Source organism: Phyllobacterium calauticae (genome assembly GCF_019991125.1).
In the GTDB taxonomy this organism is placed as follows: domain Bacteria; phylum Pseudomonadota; class Alphaproteobacteria; order Rhizobiales; family Rhizobiaceae; genus Phyllobacterium; species Phyllobacterium calauticae.
In genome coordinates this window covers 113,283-136,957 of record NZ_JAGENB010000001.1, presented here as the reverse complement: position 1 = coordinate 136,957, position 23,675 = coordinate 113,283, and the positions used below count along the sequence as shown (strand labels likewise).

At 61.6% G+C, this 23,675-nt stretch carries 29 protein-coding genes; 16 read left to right on the top strand and 13 right to left on the bottom strand.

The genetic code is table 11. The features are described 5' to 3' along the window. Positions 1–40: 40 nt before the first annotated feature. Together recO and J1W56_RS00850 are read left to right on the top strand one after the other, a co-directional pair. The gene (recO, locus tag J1W56_RS00855) at positions 41–817 is read left to right on the top strand and encodes a DNA repair protein RecO (RefSeq protein ID WP_223611297.1); all 777 of its coding nucleotides are present in this window, start codon (positions 41–43) and stop codon (positions 815–817) included. Then, the gene (locus tag J1W56_RS00850; protein WP_223611296.1) at positions 814–1,332 is read left to right on the top strand and encodes a PaaI family thioesterase; all 519 of its coding nucleotides are present in this window, start codon (positions 814–816) and stop codon (positions 1,330–1,332) included. The genes recO and J1W56_RS00850 overlap by 4 nt, the downstream gene beginning before the upstream one ends. Before the next feature lie 33 nt (positions 1,333–1,365). On the opposite strand, the gene J1W56_RS00845 is transcribed toward J1W56_RS00850, so the two are convergent. Beyond that, on the bottom strand, positions 1,366–1,656 hold the full coding sequence (locus tag J1W56_RS00845; protein WP_223611295.1) for a DUF1330 domain-containing protein: 291 nt from the start codon (positions 1,654–1,656) through the stop codon (positions 1,366–1,368). 66 nt (positions 1,657–1,722) lie between these two features. On the opposite strand from J1W56_RS00845, the gene J1W56_RS00840 reads away from it, so the two are divergent. The 5 genes from J1W56_RS00840 (at position 1,723) to J1W56_RS00820 (ending at position 6,044) form a co-directional block, all read left to right on the top strand. Further along, positions 1,723–2,235, top strand: coding sequence for a MarR family winged helix-turn-helix transcriptional regulator (locus tag J1W56_RS00840; protein ID WP_223611294.1), 513 nt, complete (start codon positions 1,723–1,725; stop codon positions 2,233–2,235). 287 nt (positions 2,236–2,522) lie between these two features. After that, a complete protein-coding gene (locus J1W56_RS00835; RefSeq protein ID WP_223611293.1) occupies positions 2,523–3,926 on the top strand; it encodes a PTS galactitol transporter subunit IIC in 1,404 nt (467 codons plus the stop codon). A gap of 24 nt (positions 3,927–3,950) precedes the next feature. After that, the gene (locus tag J1W56_RS00830; protein ID WP_223611292.1) at positions 3,951–4,412 is read left to right on the top strand and encodes a PTS sugar transporter subunit IIA; all 462 of its coding nucleotides are present in this window, start codon (positions 3,951–3,953) and stop codon (positions 4,410–4,412) included. Between the two features lie 27 nt (positions 4,413–4,439). Then, positions 4,440–4,727 carry a PTS sugar transporter subunit IIB gene (locus J1W56_RS00825; protein ID WP_223611291.1) on the top strand — a complete coding sequence of 96 codons (288 nt, stop codon included), beginning with the start codon at positions 4,440–4,442 and terminating at the stop codon, positions 4,725–4,727. A 138-nt stretch (positions 4,728–4,865) separates the two neighbouring features. Then, positions 4,866–6,044 (top strand): glycoside hydrolase family 5 protein, encoded by a 1,179-nt coding sequence (locus J1W56_RS00820; RefSeq protein ID WP_223611290.1) that lies wholly within the window; start codon positions 4,866–4,868, stop codon positions 6,042–6,044. A 6-nt stretch (positions 6,045–6,050) separates the two neighbouring features. Here J1W56_RS00820 and J1W56_RS00815 read toward each other — a convergent pair whose 3' ends face one another. Continuing rightward, positions 6,051–7,283: an MFS transporter gene (locus J1W56_RS00815; protein WP_223611289.1), complete on the bottom strand. Its 1,233-nt coding sequence runs from the start codon at positions 7,281–7,283 to the stop codon at positions 6,051–6,053. Between the two features lie 141 nt (positions 7,284–7,424). On the opposite strand from J1W56_RS00815, the gene J1W56_RS00810 reads away from it, so the two are divergent. The 6 genes from J1W56_RS00810 to panB all read left to right on the top strand — a co-directional run bounded on the left by J1W56_RS00810 (position 7,425) and on the right by panB (position 13,217). Next, positions 7,425–7,640, top strand: a complete 216-nt coding sequence (locus J1W56_RS00810) for a hypothetical protein (protein WP_223611288.1) — start codon at positions 7,425–7,427, stop codon at positions 7,638–7,640. 285 nt (positions 7,641–7,925) lie between these two features. Continuing rightward, positions 7,926–8,999: a quinolinate synthase NadA gene (nadA, locus tag J1W56_RS00805; RefSeq protein ID WP_223611287.1), complete on the top strand. Its 1,074-nt coding sequence runs from the start codon at positions 7,926–7,928 to the stop codon at positions 8,997–8,999. A 43-nt stretch (positions 9,000–9,042) separates the two neighbouring features. Continuing rightward, positions 9,043–10,623 carry an L-aspartate oxidase gene (locus J1W56_RS00800; RefSeq protein WP_223611286.1) on the top strand — a complete coding sequence of 527 codons (1,581 nt, stop codon included), beginning with the start codon at positions 9,043–9,045 and terminating at the stop codon, positions 10,621–10,623. A gap of 25 nt (positions 10,624–10,648) precedes the next feature. Beyond that, positions 10,649–11,533, top strand: coding sequence for a carboxylating nicotinate-nucleotide diphosphorylase (nadC, locus tag J1W56_RS00795; protein WP_223611285.1), 885 nt, complete (start codon positions 10,649–10,651; stop codon positions 11,531–11,533). Continuing rightward, entirely contained in the window at positions 11,530–12,375 is an 846-nt protein-coding gene (gene panC, locus J1W56_RS00790; RefSeq protein WP_223611284.1) for a pantoate--beta-alanine ligase, read from the top strand. The genes nadC and panC overlap by 4 nt, the downstream gene beginning before the upstream one ends. 26 nt (positions 12,376–12,401) lie before the next feature. Beyond that, positions 12,402–13,217: a 3-methyl-2-oxobutanoate hydroxymethyltransferase gene (panB, locus tag J1W56_RS00785; protein ID WP_223611283.1), complete on the top strand. Its 816-nt coding sequence runs from the start codon at positions 12,402–12,404 to the stop codon at positions 13,215–13,217. 2 nt (positions 13,218–13,219) lie between these two features. Here the strand turns inward: panB and J1W56_RS00780 are convergent, their stop codons facing one another. The 6 genes from J1W56_RS00780 to ygfZ form a co-directional block, all read right to left on the bottom strand. Then, on the bottom strand, positions 13,220–13,510 hold the full coding sequence (locus J1W56_RS00780; protein ID WP_223611282.1) for a HigA family addiction module antitoxin: 291 nt from the start codon (positions 13,508–13,510) through the stop codon (positions 13,220–13,222). Positions 13,511–13,609: 99 nt separating this feature from the next. After that, positions 13,610–14,116, bottom strand: a complete 507-nt coding sequence (locus J1W56_RS00775) for a cupin domain-containing protein (protein WP_223611281.1) — start codon at positions 14,114–14,116, stop codon at positions 13,610–13,612. 9 nt (positions 14,117–14,125) lie between these two features. Then, positions 14,126–15,091 (bottom strand): NUDIX hydrolase, encoded by a 966-nt coding sequence (locus J1W56_RS00770; protein ID WP_223611280.1) that lies wholly within the window; start codon positions 15,089–15,091, stop codon positions 14,126–14,128. Continuing rightward, a complete protein-coding gene (locus J1W56_RS00765) occupies positions 15,088–15,609 on the bottom strand; it encodes a tyrosine phosphatase family protein (RefSeq protein WP_223611279.1) in 522 nt (173 codons plus the stop codon). The genes J1W56_RS00770 and J1W56_RS00765 overlap by 4 nt, the downstream gene beginning before the upstream one ends. A gap of 9 nt (positions 15,610–15,618) precedes the next feature. Beyond that, entirely contained in the window at positions 15,619–16,254 is a 636-nt protein-coding gene (locus J1W56_RS00760; RefSeq protein ID WP_223611278.1) for an HD domain-containing protein, read from the bottom strand. Positions 16,255–16,266: 12 nt separating this feature from the next. Beyond that, positions 16,267–17,118, bottom strand: coding sequence for a CAF17-like 4Fe-4S cluster assembly/insertion protein YgfZ (gene ygfZ, locus J1W56_RS00755; protein ID WP_223611277.1), 852 nt, complete (start codon positions 17,116–17,118; stop codon positions 16,267–16,269). Between the two features lie 76 nt (positions 17,119–17,194). Between ygfZ and J1W56_RS00750 the strand changes: the two genes are divergently transcribed. Next, complete coding sequence (locus J1W56_RS00750; protein ID WP_223611276.1) at positions 17,195–18,532, top strand: dihydroorotase; 1,338 nt, start codon at positions 17,195–17,197, stop codon at positions 18,530–18,532. Here J1W56_RS00750 and J1W56_RS00745 read toward each other — a convergent pair. Beyond that, positions 18,520–19,308: a PhzF family phenazine biosynthesis protein gene (locus J1W56_RS00745; protein ID WP_223611275.1), complete on the bottom strand. Its 789-nt coding sequence runs from the start codon at positions 19,306–19,308 to the stop codon at positions 18,520–18,522. The genes J1W56_RS00750 and J1W56_RS00745 overlap by 13 nt on opposite strands. 172 nt (positions 19,309–19,480) lie before the next feature. On the opposite strand from J1W56_RS00745, the gene J1W56_RS00740 reads away from it, so the two are divergent. Further along, entirely contained in the window at positions 19,481–20,140 is a 660-nt protein-coding gene (locus tag J1W56_RS00740) for a DsbA family protein (protein ID WP_223611274.1), read from the top strand. A gap of 32 nt (positions 20,141–20,172) precedes the next feature. On the opposite strand, the gene J1W56_RS00735 is transcribed toward J1W56_RS00740, so the two are convergent. The 3 genes from J1W56_RS00735 to J1W56_RS00725 all read right to left on the bottom strand — a co-directional run bounded on the left by J1W56_RS00735 (position 20,173) and on the right by J1W56_RS00725 (position 21,940). Further along, positions 20,173–20,970: a sigma-70 family RNA polymerase sigma factor gene (locus J1W56_RS00735; protein WP_319025518.1), complete on the bottom strand. Its 798-nt coding sequence runs from the start codon at positions 20,968–20,970 to the stop codon at positions 20,173–20,175. 55 nt (positions 20,971–21,025) lie between these two features. Beyond that, a complete protein-coding gene (locus J1W56_RS00730; RefSeq protein WP_223611272.1) occupies positions 21,026–21,478 on the bottom strand; it encodes a carboxymuconolactone decarboxylase family protein in 453 nt (150 codons plus the stop codon). Between the two features lie 207 nt (positions 21,479–21,685). Then, positions 21,686–21,940 carry a hypothetical protein gene (locus J1W56_RS00725; protein ID WP_223611271.1) on the bottom strand — a complete coding sequence of 85 codons (255 nt, stop codon included), beginning with the start codon at positions 21,938–21,940 and terminating at the stop codon, positions 21,686–21,688. Positions 21,941–22,037: 97 nt separating this feature from the next. On the opposite strand from J1W56_RS00725, the gene J1W56_RS00720 reads away from it, so the two are divergent. After that, positions 22,038–22,817, top strand: coding sequence for an AraC family transcriptional regulator (locus J1W56_RS00720; protein ID WP_223611270.1), 780 nt, complete (start codon positions 22,038–22,040; stop codon positions 22,815–22,817). Here J1W56_RS00720 and J1W56_RS00715 read toward each other — a convergent pair. After that, positions 22,814–23,653 carry a hypothetical protein gene (locus J1W56_RS00715; protein ID WP_223611269.1) on the bottom strand — a complete coding sequence of 280 codons (840 nt, stop codon included), beginning with the start codon at positions 23,651–23,653 and terminating at the stop codon, positions 22,814–22,816. The genes J1W56_RS00720 and J1W56_RS00715 overlap by 4 nt on opposite strands. Between the last annotated feature and the right edge of the window lie 22 nt (positions 23,654–23,675).

Genomic DNA, 23,675 nt, shown 5'->3' with positions numbered 1-23,675 from the left:
GGGAAACAGAATACGGCCAATAGGGCCGGAAAAGGCCCTCATGGAATGGCGGGATGAAGGAATCATACTCGGAACGAGGCGGCACGGGGAAACCAGTGCGATCCTCGAACTGATGACGCGCGCGCATGGCCGCCATATGGGGCTGGTGCGCGGCGGCCGCTCCCGCCGCATGCAGCCGCTGCTGCAGCCGGGCAACCGGGTGGATGTGATCTGGCGCGCGCGCATTGACGAGCATCTCGGCATGATGCAGGTCGAGCCGGTATCCTTTGCCGCCGCCCGGCTGATCGAACAGCCTGTCGGCCTCTATGCACTGCAGCTGGCTGCCGCGCATCTGCGCCTCCTGCCGGAGCGTGATCCGCATCAGGGGCTTTTCGAGACGCTTGCCATCATCCTCGAACATTGCGACGACCCGCTGATCTCGGGTGAATTGCTGCTGCGCTTCGAGGTGATGATGCTGGAGGAGCTGGGTTTCGGGCTCGACCTGAAACGCTGCGCGGCGACGGGCAGCGGCGACAACCTTGCCTATGTCTCGCCGAAATCCGGCCGGGCTGTATCGCGCGATGCCGGTGCGCCCTGGGCCGACAAGCTTCTGGTGATGCCGCCATTCATGATCAGTTCGAAGGTGCGGGCGGCGTCGCTCGCGGAACTGACGGATGCTTTCCGTCTGACCAGTTTCTTCTTCACCCGCCATGTCTGGGAACCGCGGGCGCTGAAGGCGCCGGAGTCGCGCGACGGATTTTTGACGGCGGTATCGCGATCGATATCAAGGACGGCAGGGCAGGGCCAGGCTGCGCAGGAAAGGTCAACACAATCATGAGTTCAGATACCATGCCTGCCATCGCGTTTCCCGGTGGCATCGGTACGCTGCCGCTTGCCGATCTGGCAAAGCGCAGCGGTCTCGACGTCCTGCAGGCGATGCTGCGTGGGGAGTATCCCGCCCCGCCCATCGCCAAAACCCTGTCTTTCACCCTGCATGAGGTCGAACTGAACCGGGTTGTCTTCAAGGGTATCCCGGCGCAGGAGCATCTCAATCCGTTGGGCGGTATCCATGGTGGCTGGGTCGCCACGCTGATGGATTCGGCGCTCGCCTGCTGTGTGATGACGACCCTGAAGCCCGGTGAAGCCTACACCACGGTGGAATTCAAGGTGAACCTGGTTCGGCCACTGTCAATCGATACCGGCCCGGTCTTCTGCGAGGGCAAGCTTGTGCATCGCGGCCGCACGCTGGCGACCTCGGAAGCCTTCCTGCGCGATGCCAACGGCAAGCTGCTGGCCCACGGCACCGAGACGTGCGCGATTTTCCCGCTTGAAAGTTTCATGCGCGGCGGCTGAGACTTTTGACGTCGGCAGCTTCACAGGCAGCCGTCAGCCCGCATCGACGACAAACATGCGTGCTTCCTGCGCCGCGTCGCGCTCAACCTTGATCGGCGCGTACTCCGATGACTGATAAAAGGCCAGCGCGTCGGCCAGGGTCGCGAATTCGAAGATGCCTGCCATGGGCAATGGCTCCACGTCCCCTTCCAGCATCTGAGCCACCGGTCCGAAGTGGAGGATGCGGCCTCCTGCTGCCTGCAGCGCCGCCTGAAAGCGCGGTGCCAGCGCTGCTTGCCTGGCGGGGTCTTTTATACGCAGATTGACGTGGACATAGGCCGTCATTACAGTGCTCCTCGATAATACTGCATATACAGTATTATATGAGTTGGAGCGTGTCGAGACCTGCAAATGACTGAGGCTTCTGATCTGTATCGGCGCGTCGAAACCGAGTGCCCGGCCTTCCAGGCCCGGGTCACCGCAAGGGCGCTCACGCGCTACTACAATGCCTGCTTTCGGCCGTTGGGGATCACCGCAGAGCAGTTCAGCCTTCTGGTGGGGATTGGCGGTAGCCACGAACCAACGCTCGCCGAGCTGGCGGCGCGCGCCGGGGTCGACGCCACCACCCTCAGCCGCAGCGTCAAGAGCCTCGAGCGGAGGGATCTTGTGCGAGGCCATGGGGGGCGGGGCCGGGCCGGCAAACGCCTGGTGCTTACCGACGGAGGGCGCCGGCTGATGCACGAGTCCATGGCCGCCTGGGAGTGCGCCCGGCTCCGTTTGGCTGAGGCTCTTGGCGAGGAGGCATCGCGTGTTGCGGGGAGTGTCATGTCCCAGCTTGCAGCCGCCGCGCAGGCGGCGGCCTTGGCTGTCTCACCGGCCGATTCGTCAGATGATGCCGAGCGCGGGACCCTCGCCACCCGATAACACCGCATTGGCAGCCGGGTACCAGCCGCCTCATTCAATTCACGTGAGGCGCATCTTGAACGCGCATTTTCGGGGTTTGCCGGCCTGAATGGCCAAGCTTTTACCCAGTCCGTGAAAATCTGCCCAGGAACTGGGAAATTGCAGCGAAATCGCCGCGCACAAGTGTGAATTTCGGTCGAATTTTCGGAAAATCCGCTAGTTTTTCCCGCATATCCTGTCAAACATTGGCGCGACGCAAAAACAGCGTTTGGGGTATCGCAGCCGACAGGGTTGCTGGGGAGGTTTAAATGGACAGTTTCTTGGCGGGCCTGAAGGCTGCCGTCGACACGATGGGGCCGACAGTCCTCTTGCCGATCGTTATTTTCATCATTGCCGTGGTGCTTGGCGCCAAGGTGGGGCGCGCGTTCCGTGCAGCCGTCACCATCGGCGTTGCCTTTATCGGTATCAATCTGGTGCTCGGGCTGATGCTGACGTCGATTGGCGATGTCGCCAAGGCGATCGTCACCAATACCGGCATTCAGCGCGATATCGTCGATGTAGGCTGGCCGTCGGCCGCTGCCATCGCCTTCGGATCGTCCGTCGGCCTGTGGGTGATCCCCATCGGCATCGCCGTGAATATCGTGCTGCTGCTGACGCGCATGACCCGCACGCTGAACGTCGACGTGTGGAATTTCTGGCACTTTGCCTTCATCGGCTCGCTCGCCGTCGCCGCCACCGACAGCCTGGCCTACGGCCTGATCGTCGCGGCGCTGATGGTCGCACTCTGCCTGCTCTTTGCCGACTGGTCGGCCAAGGCCGTACAGCAGTTCTATGGCATTCCCGGCATTTCCGTGCCGCATCTGGCCTCAGCGCAGATCCTGCCGATTGCCATCGTCTTGAATTGGATCATCGACCGGATTCCCGGCATCAACAAGATCGAGATCAACACCGAAACTTTCGAAAAGCGCTTCGGCGTCTTTGGCGAGCCGGTCATTCTCGGCCTGATCATCGGTCTCGTGCTCGGCGTGATCGCCTACTACAACGCCGGGGATTTCGGCGTGGTTCTCAGCAAGGTGCTGCAGACCGGCATGACCTTGGCCGCCGTGATGCTGCTGCTGCCGCGCATGGTCAAGATATTGATGGAAGGGCTTCTGCCGGTTTCCGATGCGGCGCAGGCTTTCGTCAAGAAGCGGACGGGCGACAGGGAATTGCTGGTCGGGCTTGATTCGGCAATTCTGATCGGCCATCCCGCGGCGATTTCCTCGTCGCTGATCCTGGTGCCGATTGCCATCATCCTCTCGGTGATCCTGCCGGGCAACCGCGTCATTCTTTTTGCCGATCTGGCGGTTATTCCGTTCATCGTCGCCATGACAGCGCCGCTGTTGAAGGGGAATGTCTTCCGCATGGTCATTGTCGGCACCTTCACGCTGGCTGTCGGCTTCTACGTCGCCAATGCGCTGGCACCGCTGTTCACCAGCGCCGCCCAGTCGTCCGGCTTCAAGATGCCGGCCAATGCGGTGCAGATCACCAGCGTCGTCGACGGGTTCCTGTGGGTGTCCTATGCGGTGATCGCTGCGATCCGCGGTCTCGGCGCGGCGGGTCTTGGTGTCATTGCCATCGTCATCGCCGGTGCCTTCTGGGCCTATCACCGCAACACCGCTGCATGGGAACGTGCCGCCGGTGCCGATGAAAACGCCGACAAGACTGCCTGACAAGACGTATACTGGAGTAAGTGAATGGCGAAAGCCCTGATGAACTATCTCGATCCCGGGGCGATTATCCTTGGGGTCGAGGCCGGGAACGATCAGGACGTGATCCGGATTCTTTCCGATCGTTTGCACAGCCTGGGTTATGTGAAGCCGAGCTTTGCCGCAGCGGTGCTTGCCCGCGAGGCGGCGCTGCCCACCGGCTTGCCGCTGGGGTTGGACAACAATGTTGCCATTCCCCATACGGACCCGGAACATGTGCTGAAACCGGGCCTCGCCATGGCGACGCTGTGCAGGCCGGTGGCCTTTTGCAATATGGAGGACCCGGAGGAAAAACTGCAGGTCAGCGTGGTTTTTCTGATGGCCCTCAACGACAAGGACCAGCAGATCGAAATGCTGCAGGAAATCGCCTTGACCATTCAGTCGGCGGACACGATCTCCGCCCTGATGCGATCCACCACTGTTGACGATGTGACCCGGCTTTTGGCCTGATGCGCCATCCGGGATGAAGAGGGACCAATGACCAAACAAAAGACTGTACTTTTCGCCTGCGGAACCGGTATCGCGACGTCGACCGTCGTCGCTCACGCGGTGGAGGACGCGCTGAAGGAACGCGGCATTACGTTCAATTCACGCCAATGCAAGGCAACCGAGGTGGCCGGGCAGATCGACGACGTCGACCTTGTCGTCTCCACCACCCAGTTGCCGAAGGACCTTGGCAAGCCGGTGATCACGACGCTGGCCTTCCTCACCGGCATCGGCAAGGCCGAGGCGCTCGACAAGATCGAGGCTGTTCTGCGCGCCTGATTCCGGCTGAAATCATCGCCGCTTGATCCTGTCAGGCGGCGGTTGCCGTTTATGGCCATCTTGCCGTACAGAATTGGGCCAATTCTTGCCTCAGTGCCCGGTCAATGGTCGGCCAGACCACTGATCCCCGGAGTGCCCATGCGTATCGCGACGACCCTGTTTCTCTGCCTCGGAATGACCTGTGCGGCCAATGCCGCCGATCTCATCACCTTTTGGGATACGCCGCAGCATGGCGGCAACAGTTTCAATCGCTTGCCGCCGGACCAGGCCTATTTCGACGCCTTGAAAAAATATGGCGCGAGCTGGGTGCGGCTCTCCTACGACAAGTGGAAGCCGGCCAGACGGGATTTTCTCATCGGCGATGCCGATCATTACGAAGGCATTCCCGCAGCCGATCTTGCCGCGCTGAAGGCAACCCTCGACCGCGCGGACAAGGCCGGCCTCAAGGTCGTCATCACGCCGCTGTCCCTGCCGTCCATGCGCTGGTCGCAGAACAACAACGGCAAGTTCGATGACCGGCTCTGGCAGGACAAGGCAAAATGGCAGGAAGCCGCTCAGTTCTGGCGGGATCTGGCGACCGCCCTGAAGGATCATCCGGCCATTGCGGCCTACAACATCATCAACGAGCCCGCGCCCGAGAAGATGGGCGGTATTGCCGAGCACGCCAGCGCTGCAGATATGCAGGCATGGTACGGCAAGCAGAAGGGCGGCTCGCGCGATCTGATCGCCTTCTACAACACGGTGATCGCCGAAATCCGCAAGGTCGATCCCGCAACGCCTGTCATGGCGGATGCCGGGTGGTATGCGGCTGCCGATGCCTTCAGCTACTGGCCGACACCGCTCGATGACACGAAGGTCGTTTACAGCTTCCACATGTACGAGCCCTACGAAGCGACGAGCGCGCCGAATATCAAGCGGAAAAAGCCCTATGCCTATCCCGGCGAGGTTCCCTATGCCGGATCGACGGTGACATGGAATGCGCAGAAAGTTGCCGATTACCTCGCCAAGCCGGTCGACTGGGCAAAAGCGCATCATATCCCGCTCAACCGGCTGGTTGCAGGTGAATATGGCTGCATGCGTATGCTTGCGGGTTGCAAGGCCTATCTCGAGGATGTGTTGACCGTGCTCGACAAAGACAGGCTGCACTGGGCTTTTTACAGTTTCCGTGAGGACAGCTGGGACGGCATGGACTACGAGCTCGGATCGGAAAAGGTCAACTGGAAGTACTGGGAAGCCATTGATGCGAACGAACCAGATCCGGTCAAGCGCAAGGCCACGCCGGAGTTCGAACCCATCCGCAAACGTCTTCAGCCGTAACGCGGTCTATTCGGCCGGTTGCAGGGCGGGGCGGTCCGCCTGGCGCTCTTCAATCGGCCAATGTACGATGGCGGCGAAAATCCCCAGGACGACACTCAGCCACCACACAGGGTTGTAGTTGCCGAAGTGATCGTAGAGATAGCCGCCCAGCCAGACGCCGAGGAATGAACCGACCTGGTGCGAAAAGAACACGATACCGCCGAGCATGCCGAGATAGCGCGTGCCGAACATGATAGCGACCAGCGCATTGGTCGGCGGCACGGTTGAAAGCCACATCAGCCCCATCACGATGGCAAATACCACGACGGATGCGCCGGTCTGCGGCAGCAGCAGGAACGCCGCCACCAGCACCGAGCGGCCGATATAGAGATAGGCGAGGAATTTCGGCTTGGAGTAACGCTGGCTGATGACGCCGGATGCCAGCGAACCGATCACGTTGAAAAAGCCGATCAGGGCCAGCGCCAGCACCGCATATTTGGCATCGATGCCGATATCGCTGATATAGGCGGGAAAATGCGCGGTGATGAACGCCAGCTGGAAGCCGCAGACGAAAAAGCCTGTCGTCAGCAGCACATAACTCCTGTGGCCGAGCGCTTCGCGCAGGGCTTCGCCCATGGATTGCTTGTACTGTGCCTCGCTCACGCGCCCGCTGGTGGAATTGCCGCGCAGCGGGATGGCGAGAAGCGGCACGATCAGCATGGCGATGCCGAGATAGACCAGCGCATCGGACCAGCCGAAACGCTCGATCAGCGCGAGACTGAGCGGCGAAAACACGAACATGCCGGCGGAACCCGCTGCGGTGCCGAGGCCGAAGACGAAGGTGCGTTTTTCGGCCGAAACATTGCGGGCAAACGCGGAAAGGATCGTTCCAAAGGAACCGGAGGCGATGCCGAGGCCGACGAGCAGGCCGCCGCCGATATAGAGCATGCCGGGTGAGGAAGCCCATGCCATCAGGATCAGCCCGGCGCTGTAGAGGATCGCCGACATCAGCAGGACCCGCCATGTGCCGAACTTGTCGGCGATGGCGCCGAAGAAGGGCTGGCCGATACCCCAGAACAGATTCTGCAGGGCGATGGCCATGCCGAATGTGGTGCGGTCCCAGCCCTTGTCATGCAGCAGCGGCAACTGGAAAAGACCCATGGCAGAGCGTGGGCCGAATGTCATGACCGCGATGAGACAACCGGCGGTGATGATCAGCCACGGTAAGCCCGCGGGCTTTGCTGCGCGCGATTGAATCATGGTCTCTCCCCTTAAATCCAGAAGAGAATTATCCTATTTGTACTCTCAATCAATTGAATAGATGTGAATTGGCACATCAACGCAATTGATACGTTATGGGTCCTTCCGTTCCCGCCGCACATACAGACAAAGGTTTTCCCGATGCGATTTCTTCTGCCACTTCTGGCTTTGGCCACCATTACCCTGGCCGGTTGCGCCAATTCGGGCCGGGTCAGCCCGCTGGTCTTTTGCGACCGGCCAACGGATATCAACGCGAAAATATTCACCGATTGCTCGCCGCGCCTGGGTGGCGACAGCCCGGCCAAACGCGACCGGCAGGACCGCAACTATTACCGCCACCGGGGAACCACGTACTAACCCTCTGAAATAAATCGGGGAAATGCCCTCAAGCCGGGCGTTTCCATCGGCTCGCACGTCATGCCTGACACAGGGAAAACCCGCGCCGGATTGTCTTCGGCGCCTTCATTCCTCCCGCAATCTTTAGCCGATTGTTGAAAATCTGCCCCTTGAAGCCGTGGAAATATTGGCCTATGTATTCAGCGACGGCCTTGCCGTTTTTCTTTTGATCACAAATATGCTCATATTGAGTATAAATGATCGGCAGCAGGCAATCTGAGGAGGTTGCCCTTGGAGGAAAAGACGATGACCAGCACTGCGCGCACCGTAAATGGCCCTATCGCCGGCCCATCCGCAGCGGAGCGTTTCGGCGTTCTCAACATGCCGGACCTGTCTTTCACCCCGGAAGTGGCGGCGGAAACCGAACACCTCTACCAGCGGGTTGCGCATCATATTCCCCGCATCGAATGGCCGGTTTACGCGCCCTATGTGGCGGCGATCAACCGGGTGAAGAAGCAGCGCAATGCCGTCATTCTCGCGCATAATTACCAGACGCCGGAAATTTTCCATTGCGTCGCCGATATTGTCGGCGACTCCCTGCAGCTGGCCCGCGAAGCCACGCGTGTCGACGCGGAAATCATCGTCCAGTGCGGCGTGCATTTCATGGCCGAGACCTCGAAACTGCTGAACCCGCAGAAAACCGTTCTCATTCCGGATATGCGAGCCGGCTGCTCGCTGGCTGAATCCATCACCGGCGCCGATGTCCGCCTGCTGCGGGAAACCTATCCGGGCGTGCCGATCGTCACCTATGTCAACACCTCGGCCGAGGTGAAGGCGGAAAGCGATATCTGCTGCACCTCGGCCAATGCCGTTCAGGTGGTCGAGAGCTTTGGCGTTGACCGGGTTCTGTGCATTCCCGACGAATTCCTGGCGCAGAACGTCGCCGCCCAGACGGATGTCAAGATCCTCACCTGGAAGGGCCATTGCGAAGTGCATGAGCGCTTCACCGCCGATGAGCTTCTGGCTTACAGGGTTGCCGACCCGGATATCCAGATCATTGCCCATCCGGAATGCCCGCCGGAAGTCGTGGCCATCGCCGATTATACCGGCTCCACCAGCGGCATGATCAATTACGTGAAGGACCGCAAGCCTGCAAAGGTGCTTCTCGTCACGGAATGCTCGATGGCGTCGAACATCGAGTCGGAGGTGCCCGAGGTGAAGTTCATCAAGCCGTGCAACCTGTGCCCGCACATGAAGCGCATCACGTTGCCGAACATTCTGGAAAGCCTCGTCTACATGCGTGAGGAAATTCACGTCGATCCGCTGGTTGCCGAACGTGCCCGTCTTGCCGTCGAGCGCATGGTGAACCTCAAGAACTGACCTTCAACCCAACGGCCCGGCTGGGCAACAGGGGGTAATTCCGATGAGCGTACCATTCTCCAAGGCCCCGGCGCCGGTTGAGCCGGTGATCATTATCGGCGGCGGTCTGGCCGGCCTGTTTTGCGCGCTGAAACTGGCGCCGCGTCCCGTAACCATTCTCGCGGCCGCACCCATCGGCCGCGGTGCTTCCTCGGCCTGGGCGCAGGCGGGCATAGCCGCCGCCGTCTCCGAGGGCGATACGACGGACAAGCATGTGGCCGACACGATGGCCGCCGGCGACGGCATCGTGGACGAAAGCATTGCACGGCTGATGGCAATGGAAGCCGCTGCCCGCGTGCACGACCTGCTTGGCTATGGCGTGCCGTTCGACCGCGATCTGGAAGGCAAGCTGCAGGTGTCGCGCGAGGCGGCCCATTCGGAAAGCCGCATTGTCCGCGTGCGCGGCGACATGGCGGGCCGCGCCATCATGCAGGCGCTGGTGCACACCGTCGAGAACACCCCGTCCATCCGCGTGATGGAAGGCTATGTGGTGGAAGACATCACCACGGAAAAAGGCGCTGTGACCGGGGTGATTGCCCGCGCCGACGCGGGCCGGGGCGAAAGGCTGCAGCTGGCTTCGCGCTCCGTCGTCATCGCCACGGGCGGCATCGGTCATCTCTATGCGGTCACCACCAACCCGTCCGAGGCGCGCGGCGAGGGCATCGGCATGGCCGCCCGTGCGGGTGCCATGATGGCCGATATGGAGTTCGTGCAGTTTCACCCGACGGCGCTCGATGTGCACAAGGACCCGGCGCCGCTGGCAACCGAAGCATTGCGCGGCCATGGCGCGACACTGATCAACCGCGATGGCGAGCGTTTCATGCTGAAAATCGACAGCGATGGCGAACTTGCCCCGCGCGATGTGGTGGCGCGCGGCATCTATGCCGAAGTCATGGCGGGGCGGGGCGCCTGGCTCGACTGCACCACGGCGGTCGGCGCGGCGTTCCCCGAGGAGTTTCCGACGGTGTACCGCTATTGCCGCGATGCCGGCATCGATCCCGTGACCCAGCCCATCCCCGTTATTCCCGCCGCCCACTATTTCATGGGCGGTATCCTCACCGATGCCGACGGGCACACCTCGATTGACGGCTTGTGGGCCTGCGGCGAATGCACCTCCACGGGTGCCCACGGCGCCAACCGCCTCGCATCCAATTCGCTGTTGGAGGCAGTCGTGTTCTCTGCCCGCATCGCCGCCAAAATCGGCAGGGACGGCGTGAAGCCGGTCGATAACTGGTCTGCCGGATCGGTCGACCGCGATGACCTGCAGAGCGAAGGCGACAGTCCCGCCATGGCGACGCTGCGCAAAACCATGAGCGCCAGCTTCGGGGTGATCCGCAATGGCGAGGACATGCTCGCCGGGCTGAAGGCCATTCTCGCCCTTGAACGGACCAACCGCGATCCGGCATTCCGCAATGTGCTGGCCACCGCCAAGCTGGTGGCGGTCAGTGCCTTGCGCCGCGAGGAAAGCCGCGGCGGCCATTTCCGCACCGATTTTCCCGAAAAACGCCGGGAATGGCAGCACCGGACATTCCTGACACTGGACGATGCGCAGGCCTATGTCGGCGACATGATGGAACGCGCCTAGGCGCAGGCGGAGAAAGCAGATGAATATGTCTCAAAAAGCAACCGTAGCGCAGAAGGCGTTTCCCCCATCATTGCCGGGACTGCTGATCGACGACGCCGTGCGCGCCGCCCTGCTCGAAGATCTCGGGCGCGCCGGTGATCTCACCACCAATGCCACGCTTCCCGAGGAGGCGACCGCCAAGGCTGTTCTGTCCAGCCGCGAGGCCGGCGTGATCTGCGGCATGGAATTTGCCCGCAAGGCCTTCATCCTGATCAATCCTGACGTGACATTCACCGCCCTGGTCAAGGACGGCGTGCGGGTGAAACCCGGCGACATCATCGCCATTGTCGAAGGCAATGCCCGCGCCATCCTGTCGGCCGAGCGCGTGGCGCTCAATTTCCTCATGCATCTGAGCGGAATCTCCAGCTATACCGCCCGCTTTGCCGACCTGATCGCCCATACCCATGCCAGGGTGTGCGACACGCGCAAGACCATCCCCGGCATGCGGACTTTCGCCAAATATGCGGTGAAGTGCGGCGGCGGTTCCAACCACCGCTTCGGCCTTGATGACGCGATCCTGATCAAGGACAACCACATTGCCGTTGCGGGCGGTGTCGCCAAGGCCATTCTGGCGGCGCGGGCCTATGCCGGACATCTCGTCAAGATCGAGGTGGAGGTGGATGGCCTTGATCAGTTCGATGAGGCATTGTCCGTCAATGCCGATGTGATTCTTCTTGATAATATGGGGCCGGAACTGCTTGAAAAGGCAGTGAAAATAAACGCAGGCCGCGCCAGGCTTGAAGCATCGGGCAATATTGCGTTTGATACGATCAAGGCCATCGCAGAAACCGGCGTCGACTACATCTCGACCTCTAAGATCACCATGGCAGCGCCAACGCTGGATATCGGACTGGACATAGAACTGAAATGAAAGTCATCGCCACCATCGCCGAGCTGCGCGCCGCCCTCAAGGCGGAACGATTGAAGGGTAAAAGCATCGGTCTCGTGCCGACCATGGGCTATCTGCATATCGGCCACATGACGCTGGTGCGTCACGCGCGCGCCGCCTGCGATGTGACGGCTGTGTCCATCTTCGTCAATCCGACCCAGTTCGGGCCCAACGAGGACCTGTCCAGCTATCCCCGGGACATGGCCGGTGATCTCGCCAAGCTGAAAGCTGAAGGCGTCGATTATGTCTTCACGCCGGAGGTGGCCGAAATCTACCGGACGGGCGCCCACACCATCGTTGAAAATCCGGTTCTCTCGCGCATTCTGATCGGCAAGATCAGGCCCGGCCATTTCCGTGGCGTCAGCACGGTGGTGACGAAACTGTTCAACATCGTGCAGCCGGACCACGCCTTCTTCGGCGAGAAGGATTATCAGCAACTGACGATCATCCGCCGCATGGTCGCCGATCTCGACATGCCCATCGTCATCACCGGCGTGGCAACGGTGCGCGAAGCGGATGGCGTCGCCTGCTCCTCGCGCAATGCCATGCTGACGCCGGAACATCGCAAGGCGGCGGCGATCCTGCCGCGCTCGCTCGATCTTGCCGATGCAATGGTGGCAAAAGGGCAGCGTTCGGTGGCGGCCATCCGCAATGCGGTGCGCACGATGCTGGAAACGGAAAAGCAGGGCGACGTCGAAGCTGTCGATATCCGCGACGCCCAGACGCTCGATCCTGTCTCGGGTAAATTCAAACAGCCCGTGGTCATCCTGCTCACGGTGCGCTTCGGCAAGGTGCGGCTGATCGACCAGCGCGTGATCGGCTGACAACAACGCGAGGGGAGCGCATCCAGATGAGCCAGGAAATCGTCATTCGCCGGGTTACGGCGCCGGAAATCCGTGCACGCAAGGGCGGCGAACCCATCGTGGCGCTGACCTCCTATCACGCCAACACGGCCCGCATCGTCGACAATCACGCCGATATTCTCCTCGTCGGCGACAGTCTCGGCATGGTGCTCTACGCTATGGACTCCACGCTCGGCGTGTCGCTCGACATGATGATCATGCACGGCAAGGCTGTCGTGCGTGGCTCAAAACGCGGCATGGTCGTCGTCGACATGCCCTTCGGCAGTTACGAGGAAAGCCCCGCTGCGGCGTTCCGCAATGCGGCACGGGTGATGCAGGAAACCGGCTGCGGCGCCATCAAGATCGAAGGCGGCGTTCGCATGGCCGAGACCATCCGTTTTCTCACCGAACGCGGCATTCCGGTGATGGCGCATATCGGCCTGACGCCGCAGTCGATCAACACGCTCGGCGGCTTCAAGACGCAAGGGCGCGACACGGCGCTGTGGCCGCTGATCAAGGCGGATGCCAAGGCGGTCAGCGATGCCGGTGCGTTTTCGGTGGTGCTCGAAGGCATCGTCGAGCCGCTCGCCGCCGAGATTTCCCGGGAAATCCCCATTCCGACCATCGGCATCGGCGGGTCGAAAGAATGCGACGGGCAGATTCTCGTGCTGGAAGACATGCTGGGTTACAACCCCAAGCCGCCCAAATTCGTCAAAGTTTACGGTACGGTCGGCGCCGGCATCGACGCGGCGGTAAAGGCCTATGCGGATGATGTCCGCTCACGGGCATTTCCAGGTGATGAGAACGTATATCTCCTGAAGTAAGGTTATGCAGCGCGGATCGTCGGAATTTTGCTGACGTCAACTTCGCGCTCCGCATGCCAGGCGTCATATGCTGCCTGCATCCGCAGCCATACCGCTGCACCATCGCCGAAAGCCTTGCCAAGGCGCGCCGCCACGGCAGGGGACACCGGCTTGCGCCCATCGATAATGTCATAGAAATGTTGGCGCGATATTCCCAGAAGCCGGGCAATCTCCGCCTTGGTCTTTCCGGTTGCCGGAATGATGTCATCAAGCAGCGTGCCGGGATGAAACGGGCAACGATTTGGATGAGGCACGGTGTCGATCAAAGCTCCTTAGGTATCTTTAACCTTTGAAAGTCTGTCTGGATCGAGCCAATCAGTCAATTCTACGTTGGTAGGATATGACGCTGGCGCTTACCCCTTCCGCTCCATATCCGCGCCCTGCCAATATTCCATCGTGGCCGACTTGTCATAGCCTTCGCCGGTCAGGCGGACGCTGACCCGGCCGGTTTCCGGATAGACGATGACGTCATGCGGGTTCTTCTCGCCGATGATGAGGAAGCGGCAAGGCTCGTTGCTGTGGTTGTAGAAGGAATGCCCGGCCTTCTGGCCGGCGGGAAAACAGACGTAATCGCCGGTTTTGACCCGATAGGTCTTGCCGCCGAGCTTCAGGGTCATTTCACCCGCCACGATCAGCGCCTGTTCCTCCTCCAGCATGTGATAATGGTTGAGGCTGGACTCCATGCCAGGCGCCAGCTCCTCCATCGCAACGCCGACATGGCTGGCACCGCCGAAGGCAGAGAGATAGCGGAAACGCGAGCCGTAACGGCTGCCTTCCGACCAGTCCTGCCACGGCACGCTTTCCACGGCGAACGGTTCCGAAATGCCTTCGGCGTTCACGGCACTGGGTTTGTCGGTCATATCCCCTCCCTATCCGCGCCCGCCGACCCGCAGGCCCGCGACGCTGCGCTCCTCCAGCACATTGTGCCGGAACCGGTAAAGCGCAGCGGGGCGGCCGCGCGCCTGTGTCTGTTCGGCCCCGGTCGGCTCGACCAGTTCCGTCCCTTCCACCAGACGGCGGAAATTCTGCTTGTGCAGGTGGCGGCCGGAAATGGCCTCCACGGTTTCCTGCAGGGCGGTGAGCGTGAAGGTCGGCGGCATCAGCTCGAAAACCACGGGCCGGTACTTCAGCTTGGCGCGCAGGCGTGAAATCGCCGTCGCCAGAATGCGGCGGTGATCGAAACTCATGGGCAGGCCGAGATTGCCTGTCAGGGCAGGCGGGTCGGCGCGCCCGTCGCGCACGGCCTCGGTGACGAGACCCGCCTCGTAGAGCAGTTCATAGCGCTCCAGCACGCGTTCCTCGTCCCAGGCGATGCCCTCGTCGCCGAAGGCCAACCGGAACCGGCTCAGGCGCGCATGCGAGTTGCCCTGTTCGGCCCACTGGCACAGCGCCGGGCGAATGGTGTCATCGATCATGGCGGGCTTGCCGCCGCGCCAGTCCTCCCACGGCAGGAACGAATACCAGCTGCGCCAGCGTGCGCCGGATTTGCGCAGGGCTTCCCGGTTGTCATCGGTGATCCGGGTCAGTGCGAGATAACCGACGGAGACGATGTGCAGGTCACGGTCCTCGGCCGTCTTGTGCCGCCCGCGGTCGCCGAATGTGTAGAGCTGCTCGACATAGCCGAGGCGCAAGGGGGTCTGCTCCGCCACCCATTCGCGCAGGCCTGTCTCGAATGTGCGGTGGGCCAGCGGATTGAACGGTCCGAACGGCAGCTCGTCGCGCTGCGCATCGTCGCTGGCCGGTGTCGTCAGGATCAGCGGATCGTTGTCAGCAACCGCGGCGATGGCGGCGCTCAGGTTGATTTCGACGGCGTTGGGCGCACCGGTGGTTGTCATGGCTGGACCGCGAGCGGCAGGATGAAGGGGGTGCCTTCAAATGCGTCCTCGCCGCGCCCGATCGCCTTGATCGCATCGACCATGCGCCCCTTGCGGCCAAGGATGTCGTCGCCGAGGGCAACCAGCCTGCTGTTGGGCGTGGCGGAAGGCGCGTTCCGGCGCAGGGTCTGGGCGAGCCAGACCTCGTCAAGCGCGGGGTTGAGCGCCAGCGCGGTGATATAGGCCCCGGCCGTTGAGCGCGAGATACCCGCATAGCAATGCACGAGCAGCGGTGTCTGGCGATCCCAGTTCTGGCCGAAGGCGATCAGGCTATGCACGTGCTCGGCACCCGGCGGCGTCATGCCGTCAGCCGGTTCGACAATATCGTTGAAGCCGAGAAACAGGTGGCGTGCTTCGGCGATTTCAGCGGGCCGTTCAACCGGGGTGCCCATGTTGATCAGGGTCACCATGTCCCGTGCGCCGGACCGTGTTGCCGTTTCGGCAAGCCGGGAAAGGGGAGTGACGATGATATGCGGCATGGCTGGCCTCTATGTCTTGCTGGCGCGATGTGATTCCAATACAGCAAAACGCTGCAAAAAGGCATTCTGCGCATTCTGGGTGGCCATGGCCGTCAAGTCGAGACATTGCGGGTCGATTCCGCGCGGCCGCCCGAAGAAACGCACGGCCTCCTTCTCGGCAAAACCGGCAAGCCGCGTCGCCTCGAAATAGGCGGCGACGGCATCGGCGCGTTTGATCAGGCCGCGCAGACTTTGCGATATGCTTGGCGGCAGGGAAAAGCGCAGGTGGATGGCCTGCTGCAGGCGCAGCTCGACGCTCTTGTAATCGCCGCCCACCACCGCCTTGAACGGTGAGATCATGTCGCCGATCACATATTCCGGTGCATCGTGCAAAAGTGCCGCCAGCCGGTGCTCGGTGCTGGCGTCGGGAACGATCAGGCCGAAGATGTGCTCGACCAGCAGGGAATGCTGCGCCACCGAATAGGCATGGTCGCCGACGGTCTGGCCGTTCCAGCGCGCCACACGTGACAGACCCTGTGCAATATCCTCGATTTCAATGTCGAGCGGCGAGGGGTCAAGCAGATCCAGCCTGCGGCCGGACAGCATGCGCTGCCAAGCCCGCGTTTCGTTGGTCTGCTTGGTTTTGGCTGCTGCCGGTTTCGGCATGGATTCTCCCGCTCAGGCCCCTTCGGTCGTCACGGGAAATGTAAAGCGGTGTTCGGGCGGAATGGCAAGGGTAAGAACCGCATCTCCTGACAGGATCGGCGTGCCCGCATCCATGGCGTCCTTGACACGGTCGATGCGCACCAGCGCCAGCCCGGCATTGCCGACGACGCTGCCGAGCGTGCCGAGCTCGCGCCCGTTCGCAGTGATGGCCGTACCCGTTTCAGGCAGGGCGGCATCGCCCGAGGCAATGAGAATGCGTCGGCGCGCCGTGCCGCGGTGCTGCATGCGCGAGACCACCTCCTGGCCGATGAAGCAGCCTTTCTTGAAGGACACACCGGAGGTCTGGTCGAGATTGACATCATGCGGGAACGCATCGCCAAGCGCATAGTCAAAGGGTGCTTCCGCCACGCCGTGGGCAATGCGCAGCGCCATCCATTGCGATTCATCCGCCGTCGGCGCGGTTTCCCCGCCATACTGGCGGCGGACATTCAAGGCATCGGGAAAGCGGCGGTCGTGCTGGCTTGAATCATCACCTGAAGTGCCTGACTCATTTTGCCATGAAACCCGGATAACCGATTCAGGCCGCAGGGTAATTTGCGCCTTGGCACGCAGCTTGTAGAGCGTCAGCCTTTTCTGGAGATCGGCGACCGAGGTGTGCAGCGTATCGAGTACGAGACCTTCCGCTGACCGCGAGACAAGGAACTCGAACAGGATTTTGCCCTGCGGGCTCAGCAGCGCGCCGGGTTTGAGATCGCCTTTACTGAGGGTGTCGAGATCGGTGGTGATCAGGTTCTGCAGGAACTTTTCCGCATCGTCTCCGGTTATGTCGAGAATCGCTCTGCCGCTTAAGTTTGCCGATGGCATCATATCACCCTTGCCTTTGCTGTCCCCGTTACGTAAGCCGCAAGGGAAGGGTTCGCAAGGCAGGAATGGAAAGCAGATGGCTCAGACGTTCGATACGATTTTCAGAAGCGGAATGGTTGTCAATCAGGATGGTGTCGGATTGCGCGACATCGGCATCACCGATGGCCGCATTGCCGCCATCGGCAATCTCGGCAGTGCCTCTGCCGGCGAGGTGATCGATGCGACCGGCCTGCACATTCTGCCCGGCGTTGTCGACAGCCAGGTGCATTTCCGCGAACCCGGCCTCGAGCACAAGGAAGATCTGGAAAGCGGTTCGCGCTCGGCCGTCCTCGGCGGTGTCACTGCCGTCTTCGAAATGCCCAATACCAAGCCTCTGACCACTTCGGCGGAAACGCTGGAAGACAAGGTGCGGCGCGGCAATCACCGCATGCATTGCGATTTCGCCTTCTGGGTTGGCGGCACGCGCGACAATGCGAAAGACGTGGCCGAACTGGAACGTCTGCCCGGCGCCGCGGGCATCAAGGTGTTCATGGGTTCGTCCACCGGCGATCTTCTGGTCGAGGATGACGAAGGCGTGGCTTCCATTCTGCGCAACACCCGCCGCCGCGCCGCCTTCCACTCCGAGGACGAGTTCCGCCTGCGCGAACGCGAGAGCTATCGCATTGCCGGCGATCCCGCCTCGCACCCGGTGTGGCGCGATGAAATCGCCGCGCTCCAGTGCACCGAGCGGCTTGTGCGCATCGCCCGCCAAACCGGCGCGCGCATCCATGTCCTGCATATTTCCACGGCGGAAGAAATCGATTTCCTCGCCGGGCACAGGGATGTGGCCAGCTGTGAGGCCACCCCGCACCATCTGACCCTCGATGCCAGCCAGTATGCCACGCTGGGAACGCTCATCCAGATGAACCCGCCGGTGCGCGATGCGCGCCACCGCGACGGCATCTGGAAGGGTATCGGGCAGGGCATTGTCGACGTGCTCGGTTCCGACCATGCGCCGCACACGCTGGAAGAAAAGTCAAAACCCTATCCGGCATCGCCGTCGGGCATGACCGGCGTGCAGACGCTGGTGCCGATCATGCTGGATCATGTCAATGCCGGGCGCCTGTCGATTGAACGCTTTGTCGACCTGAGCTCGCACGGCCCCAACCGCCTCTTCGGCATGGCGCGCAAGGGCCGCATCGCCGTCGGTTATGACGCGGATCTGACCGTCGTCGACATGAAGCGGCGCGAAACCATCACCAATGCGCAGGTCGGCTCCAAAGCCGGCTGGACACCCTATGACGGCAGGATCGTCACCGGCTGGCCTGTCGGCACCATCGTGCGCGGCATCAAGGTCATGTGGGACGGCGAAATCGTCACGCCGTCGCAGGGCGAGCCGGTACTGTTTGGCGAGGCGCTCGGTCAGGGCAGGTAAATCTGTGCCTTCATGAAGGTGACCGCCGATCCTGAAATGAGAACGCGGTCGCCTTTCAGCTCGCACAGGAGGTGCCCGCCGCGGCTGGAGCGCTGGAAGGCGGAAAGGTTCGGCTTGCCCAGCTTCTGCGCCCAGTAGGGCACCAGCGTCGCGTGAATGGAGCCTGTGACCGGATCTTCCGGAATGCCGGCGAGCGGCGCAAAGTAGCGCGAGACGAAATCGTGCATATCTCCCTTTGCCGTGATCACAAGGCTTAAGGGATCGAGTTTCAGGATTGCGGGCAGATCGGGCACGAAATCCAGAACCGCCTGTTCATCGGCAAGCTCGACGAACATATTCTCGAAATTGCGGAAAGCCTTGACCTCGCCCGTGCCGGAGATGGCCCTCAACGGCGCTGGAATTTCGGTCAGGATCTCAGGCGGAAAACTCGGAAAATCAAGCTGGTAGCCGTCATTGCTGCGATCGACGCGCAATGTGCCGACCTGCGTCTCAAACACCAGCTGGCCGTCAATGCCCAGCTCATGCGCGAGCACGTGCGAGGTTGCCAGCGTGGCGTGGCCGCAGAACGGCGCCTCGTGCACCGGGGTGAACCAGCGCAGGTCCCATCCCCTGCCGTTGGGCCGCACGAATGCCGTCTCCGCCAGATTGTTCTCGGCGGCAATGTTCTGCATGATTGCCTCGGGCAGCCAGTCGTCCAGCACCAGAACAGCGGCCGGATTGCCGCGGAAAAGCGCGCTGGTGAAGGCATCGACCTGATACATCGTGAATTCTGGCATGGGATGATTCCGTGGGGTGAGAGGTGAACCCCATGGTGAGCGCAGCTTTCCGGCCGGTCAACTCGCAAATGATCAACGGGTATTTGCTCCGGCAAACGATACTCCATGAAAAAGTCACGGATGCTGATGTAGACAGGTGCCTGCTTTAAATGCTGATTGAGAGAGAATTCCAATGCCAAACCGCCGTGATACCTTGCTGATGTCTGCTGCCGCCGCCATTTCCATGGTTATCCCGGCGATGGCTGCCGGTGAAGCCGTGCCGGAACCCGTCGGCACGGTGGATGTGGCGAAACTCATGCAGTCGGGGCCGCTGGACGACATGATCCTCGGCAATGTCGATGCGCCCGTGACCATCGTTGAATACGCTTCCATGGCCTGCTCGCATTGCGCGGATTTCACCGCGCAGACGCTGCCCGTCATCAAACAGAAATACATCAGCACCGGCAAGGCGAAGCTCATCTTTCGCGAATTGCCGCTGGAGCCGCGCTCCACGGGCATTTTCATGCTGGCGCGCTGCGTGACCAAGGAGCGCTATTATCCCTTCATCGAAACGCTGTTCGGGCATCAGCGGCAGTGGATCGAGACCAGGGATATCATGGGCTATCTGCAGCAGACGTCCAAGCTGGCGGGGCTGTCGGAACAGGAATTCAAATCCTGCCTGGCCGACCAGGCACTCCTTAACAAGGTGAACGCCGTCCGGGAACGTGCACTGAAGGAGTTCGGCGTCACCGGCACGCCGACATTCTTCGTCAACGGCAGGAAATATGTCGGCGCGCTTTCGGTGGCCCAGATGTCGGCGATCATCGACAGCGCGTTGAAAACCGCGCGATAAGGCGCGCAGGGGATCGCCCCTGCTGCCGCAGATCAATTGGCGACGGCGATACGGCCCAGCTTCTCCGGGTTGCGCACGATGTAGATCGCCTTGATCTTTCCGTCCTCGATTGCGAGGGCGGTGGTCTGGAGCAGGCCGTCGGCTTCGCGGGTGACATAGCCGGGAAGGCCATCGATCAGCCCCTGACGCAACAGTGGCGGTTTGCGGTATTCGGCGTGGCGCGCAATACCGGCAAAGAAACGCGACACCTTGTCCTGTGTATAGACGGGATTGATCGCCGAAGGACGAATGCCGCCGCCATCGGTGTAGAGCGTGACATCCTCGGCGAGCAGCGCCTGCAGGGCCTGCATGTCGCCGCTGCGCGAAGCATTGAAGAAGGCCGTCGCAATAGTCCTGCCATGCGTGTCGGACACGGGAAAACGCGGTTTTGCCTGCTGCACATGGGTACGGGCGCGGCTGGCAAGCTGGCGGCAGGTTGCCGGATCGCGGCCGATGGCTTCCGATACCTGATTGAAATCCTGGCCGAACACATCATGCAGCAGGAAGGCCGCGCGTTCGAGCGGCGACAGCCGTTCCAGCGCCATCATCAGGGTGAGGGTGATATCATTGTCGGTTTCCTCCTCGCTGGGGTCGAAGATCGGCTCGGGCAGCCAGCTTCCCACATAGGTCTCCCGCCGCACGCGCGCCGATTTCAGATGATCGAGGCAAAGCCGCGATATGGTGCGCACAAGGAAGGCTTCCGCGCTGCGCACCTGCGACCGGTCGGCCTGGTGCCAGCGGATGAAACCTTCCTGCACGATGTCTTCCGCCTCCGCGACTGAACCAAGCATGCGGTAGGCAATGCGGATCAGCCGGGGCCGGAGGCGGTTGAATGTTTCCGTTGCGTCAGGCTGCACGGGCTTTGTCTGCCGGATGGACGGAGCGGAAGCCGATGGAAATCCGGTTCCAGGCGTTGATGGTCACGATCAGCATGGTCAGTTTGACGATCTCCTCTTCGGTGAACTGCGCCTTGAGGGGCTCAAAGTCGCGGTCGTCCGCATGGGTTTGCGCAACCAGTGTCAGTGCCTCGGTCCAACCGAGCGCGGCGCGCTCACGGTCGCTATAAAGCGGCGATTCCCGCCAGGCATCAAGCAGCACGAGGCGCTGCACCGTCTCACCATGCTTGATCGCATCCTTCGAATGCATGTCGAGGCAGTAGGCGCAGCCATTGACCTGCGAGGCGCGCATCTTGACCAGTTCGATCAGGCTGTGTTCGAGGCCGCTTTTGACAACGGCGTCCTCCATGTCAAGCATTGGCTTCATGATGGCGTAGCTATAGGGAATCAATCGGGCTTTCATCAGTCATCTCCTTGTCCGGCATTGCGTTGCCTGCAGACAAGACGAGATGGAAAGGCCGGATGTGACATGCCCCGCAAATTTTTCGGATTGTTTTTCAGCCGAGCGGAAAAGCCTGCGGCACAAGGATGCGGTGCTTGCGCTGCTGTCCTGGTCGGCACGCAGATAGACAAGCGGAAATTCCTTGAGATCAATGAGCATCGTTGTCTCCTACAGGTGCATGGCGACGAATTCCCTGAGTTTGGGATCGCGGATCGATAAGAAGTCAAACAGACCCAATGCAACCAGTGCGGGCAGCGCATCGAGAATGTCCTGTTCGGTCACCTCCCGCTCCTCGGCGGTTGCGCCAGGTTTCAGCCAGAGCCGTGCGTTGATGAGGAAGGCGCCGACCGTCCCCTTGCGCACGGCAACGTCGTTGACCTCTACCTGGTTGATATTGTCGGGCAAAATGTCCTGGGCACGCATCGTCGTCTCCTTGGCAAAAAATCATGCGCGCAAACTAGCCACGACACATTGGCGCTGCTATCGTATCCGTGCCAATGAATACGGCGTTGAGGCCAAAATGAGCTATTTCATCACCCCGGAACAAGCCATGTCGTCCGATGGCCCGATCATCATTGCGGGCAAGCAGGAGAGGAGTGTTCCACGGTTCGTTGCTGTCCACGCCCATGCGCGTGGCCAGTTGCTGGGGGCGAGCACCGGTCTGTTGACGATTGGAACGGAAGCGGGGCAATGGGTCGTTCCCGCCATCCACGCGGTGTGGATACCGCCGCATCACAAGCATTCGCTGCAGTCGCATGGGGCCTATTTCGGCTGGAGTGTCTACGTGGCGGAGCCGGAATGCGCGATGCTCCCCGCCATTCCCTGCACCCTGCGCAGTTCCGGACTGCTGCGCGAGGCGGTCAGTCGGGCGGCTGGCTGGAAGGGCGAGGTGCTTGATCAGGGACAGGAGCGGATTGCGCGCGTCATTCTCGATGAGATCGCCAGCCTGCCGCATGAGGATCTCGGGCTGCCGATGCCGGCGGATGCGCGGCTGGTGCGTATCGCCCATGCCTTTACCGGCAATCTGCTCGACGAGCGAAAAGCCGAGGATTGGGCCGACTGGGCGGGTATTCCCGCCCGGACGATGACGCGCAAATTCGTGGTTGAAACGGGTTTCACCTTTACCGAATGGCGCCAGCGCGCCCGGCTGATGCGGGCACTGGAATTGCTGGCAGCGGGGCAGGCGGTCACATCAGTCGCGCTTGATGTCGGTTACAACAATATCAGCGCATTCATTGCCATGTTCCGGCGCGTGTTCGGGGTCACGCCCACGCGCTATTTCGCCAATGGTCCGGTTTAGTCGCCGTTGACGAAGAAGCGCCAGCGGCCCTTCGGCGTAATGCCGAGGCGGTAGAACACATAGGTGCCGAACTGCTTCATCTCGTCATAATCCCCGGCGGTGACGATCTGGAAGAGCTCCACGCGCTGCTTGGCATCGAGCTTGTCGAGCGGGTAGGCGAAGAAATACGGCCAGACGTAGAGCTCATCAGGCGTTCCGGCATCCAGATGGACGTAGCCTGAATTGAGGATATCGATGGCGATGGCGAGGATTTCCTGCCCATCCGTGTCGCCGGCAAGGCTCTTCAGATAGGCAATCGGGTCGCCGTCGGTATCGGCGAGCGACAGCATCGTCATGTCGTCGCCCGAGCCGATCAGCGGCCGCAGGGATTCCAGCGAACCGGTCTTGGCTGCGGCAATGATAAGCTCGCGCATTTTCTGCACCGGGAAGGGCAGTTTGGTGACGTCGTATTCCACGTGCGGCGGCGGGGAGCCTTCCGGCACGTTCGGCAGGGCCGGATTGCTGCGCGGCGCACCAGCCGCATCGTTTTCCTTGGCAGCGGGTGCCTCGGGCGCCTTCTTTTCCTGCGCTGCGGCAGGGGCGGCCGGCTTTTCCGGTGTTGTCGTGGCGGGTTTGGTTTCGGAAGCGGCAGGCGGAGCGGCCGGTGCCTTCTCGTCCGGCTTTGCCGGAGCCGTTTCAGCGGCCTTCGGCAATTCTTCCTTCTTGATCTCGCTGAGCGCCAGCTGCACGGGCTTGTCCAGTGCAGCGGCATAGGCAGGAACAGCGCAGGCGCAAAGGACTGCCGCTAGAAAACCTGTTCTGGCGATCACGGAAGCGGAAGCGAGCTTGTCGAGCATGCAGGATCACCCGGTCGTTGAA

Coding starts and splice junctions, on each gene's coding strand:
- J1W56_RS00800 (WP_223611286.1), top strand. CDS start 9,043: ATGAGCGTACCATTCTCCAAGGCCCCGGCGCCGGTTGAGCCGGTGATC.
- J1W56_RS00740 (WP_223611274.1), top strand. CDS start 19,481: ATGCCAAACCGCCGTGATACCTTGCTGATGTCTGCTGCCGCCGCCATT.
- J1W56_RS00770 (WP_223611280.1), bottom strand. CDS start 15,091: ATGACAACCACCGGTGCGCCCAACGCCGTCGAAATCAACCTGAGCGCC.
- J1W56_RS00830 (WP_223611292.1), top strand. CDS start 3,951: ATGGCGAAAGCCCTGATGAACTATCTCGATCCCGGGGCGATTATCCTT.
- panB (WP_223611283.1), top strand. CDS start 12,402: ATGAGCCAGGAAATCGTCATTCGCCGGGTTACGGCGCCGGAAATCCGT.
- J1W56_RS00765 (WP_223611279.1), bottom strand. CDS start 15,609: ATGCCGCATATCATCGTCACTCCCCTTTCCCGGCTTGCCGAAACGGCA.
- J1W56_RS00815 (WP_223611289.1), bottom strand. CDS start 7,283: ATGATTCAATCGCGCGCAGCAAAGCCCGCGGGCTTACCGTGGCTGATC.
- J1W56_RS00750 (WP_223611276.1), top strand. CDS start 17,195: ATGGCTCAGACGTTCGATACGATTTTCAGAAGCGGAATGGTTGTCAAT.
- J1W56_RS00745 (WP_223611275.1), bottom strand. CDS start 19,308: ATGCCAGAATTCACGATGTATCAGGTCGATGCCTTCACCAGCGCGCTT.
- nadC (WP_223611285.1), top strand. CDS start 10,649: ATGTCTCAAAAAGCAACCGTAGCGCAGAAGGCGTTTCCCCCATCATTG.
- J1W56_RS00810 (WP_223611288.1), top strand. CDS start 7,425: ATGCGATTTCTTCTGCCACTTCTGGCTTTGGCCACCATTACCCTGGCC.
- J1W56_RS00735 (WP_319025518.1), bottom strand. CDS start 20,970: ATGCTTGGTTCAGTCGCGGAGGCGGAAGACATCGTGCAGGAAGGTTTC.
- panC (WP_223611284.1), top strand. CDS start 11,530: ATGAAAGTCATCGCCACCATCGCCGAGCTGCGCGCCGCCCTCAAGGCG.
- J1W56_RS00850 (WP_223611296.1), top strand. CDS start 814: ATGAGTTCAGATACCATGCCTGCCATCGCGTTTCCCGGTGGCATCGGT.
- J1W56_RS00730 (WP_223611272.1), bottom strand. CDS start 21,478: ATGAAAGCCCGATTGATTCCCTATAGCTACGCCATCATGAAGCCAATG.
- recO (WP_223611297.1), top strand. CDS start 41: ATGGAATGGCGGGATGAAGGAATCATACTCGGAACGAGGCGGCACGGG.
- J1W56_RS00725 (WP_223611271.1), bottom strand. CDS start 21,940: ATGCGTGCCCAGGACATTTTGCCCGACAATATCAACCAGGTAGAGGTC.
- J1W56_RS00775 (WP_223611281.1), bottom strand. CDS start 14,116: ATGACCGACAAACCCAGTGCCGTGAACGCCGAAGGCATTTCGGAACCG.
- J1W56_RS00715 (WP_223611269.1), bottom strand. CDS start 23,653: ATGCTCGACAAGCTCGCTTCCGCTTCCGTGATCGCCAGAACAGGTTTT.
- J1W56_RS00720 (WP_223611270.1), top strand. CDS start 22,038: ATGAGCTATTTCATCACCCCGGAACAAGCCATGTCGTCCGATGGCCCG.
- nadA (WP_223611287.1), top strand. CDS start 7,926: ATGACCAGCACTGCGCGCACCGTAAATGGCCCTATCGCCGGCCCATCC.
- J1W56_RS00825 (WP_223611291.1), top strand. CDS start 4,440: ATGACCAAACAAAAGACTGTACTTTTCGCCTGCGGAACCGGTATCGCG.
- J1W56_RS00840 (WP_223611294.1), top strand. CDS start 1,723: ATGACTGAGGCTTCTGATCTGTATCGGCGCGTCGAAACCGAGTGCCCG.
- J1W56_RS00820 (WP_223611290.1), top strand. CDS start 4,866: ATGCGTATCGCGACGACCCTGTTTCTCTGCCTCGGAATGACCTGTGCG.
- J1W56_RS00835 (WP_223611293.1), top strand. CDS start 2,523: ATGGACAGTTTCTTGGCGGGCCTGAAGGCTGCCGTCGACACGATGGGG.
- J1W56_RS00760 (WP_223611278.1), bottom strand. CDS start 16,254: ATGCCGAAACCGGCAGCAGCCAAAACCAAGCAGACCAACGAAACGCGG.
- ygfZ (WP_223611277.1), bottom strand. CDS start 17,118: ATGCCATCGGCAAACTTAAGCGGCAGAGCGATTCTCGACATAACCGGA.
- J1W56_RS00845 (WP_223611295.1), bottom strand. CDS start 1,656: ATGACGGCCTATGTCCACGTCAATCTGCGTATAAAAGACCCCGCCAGG.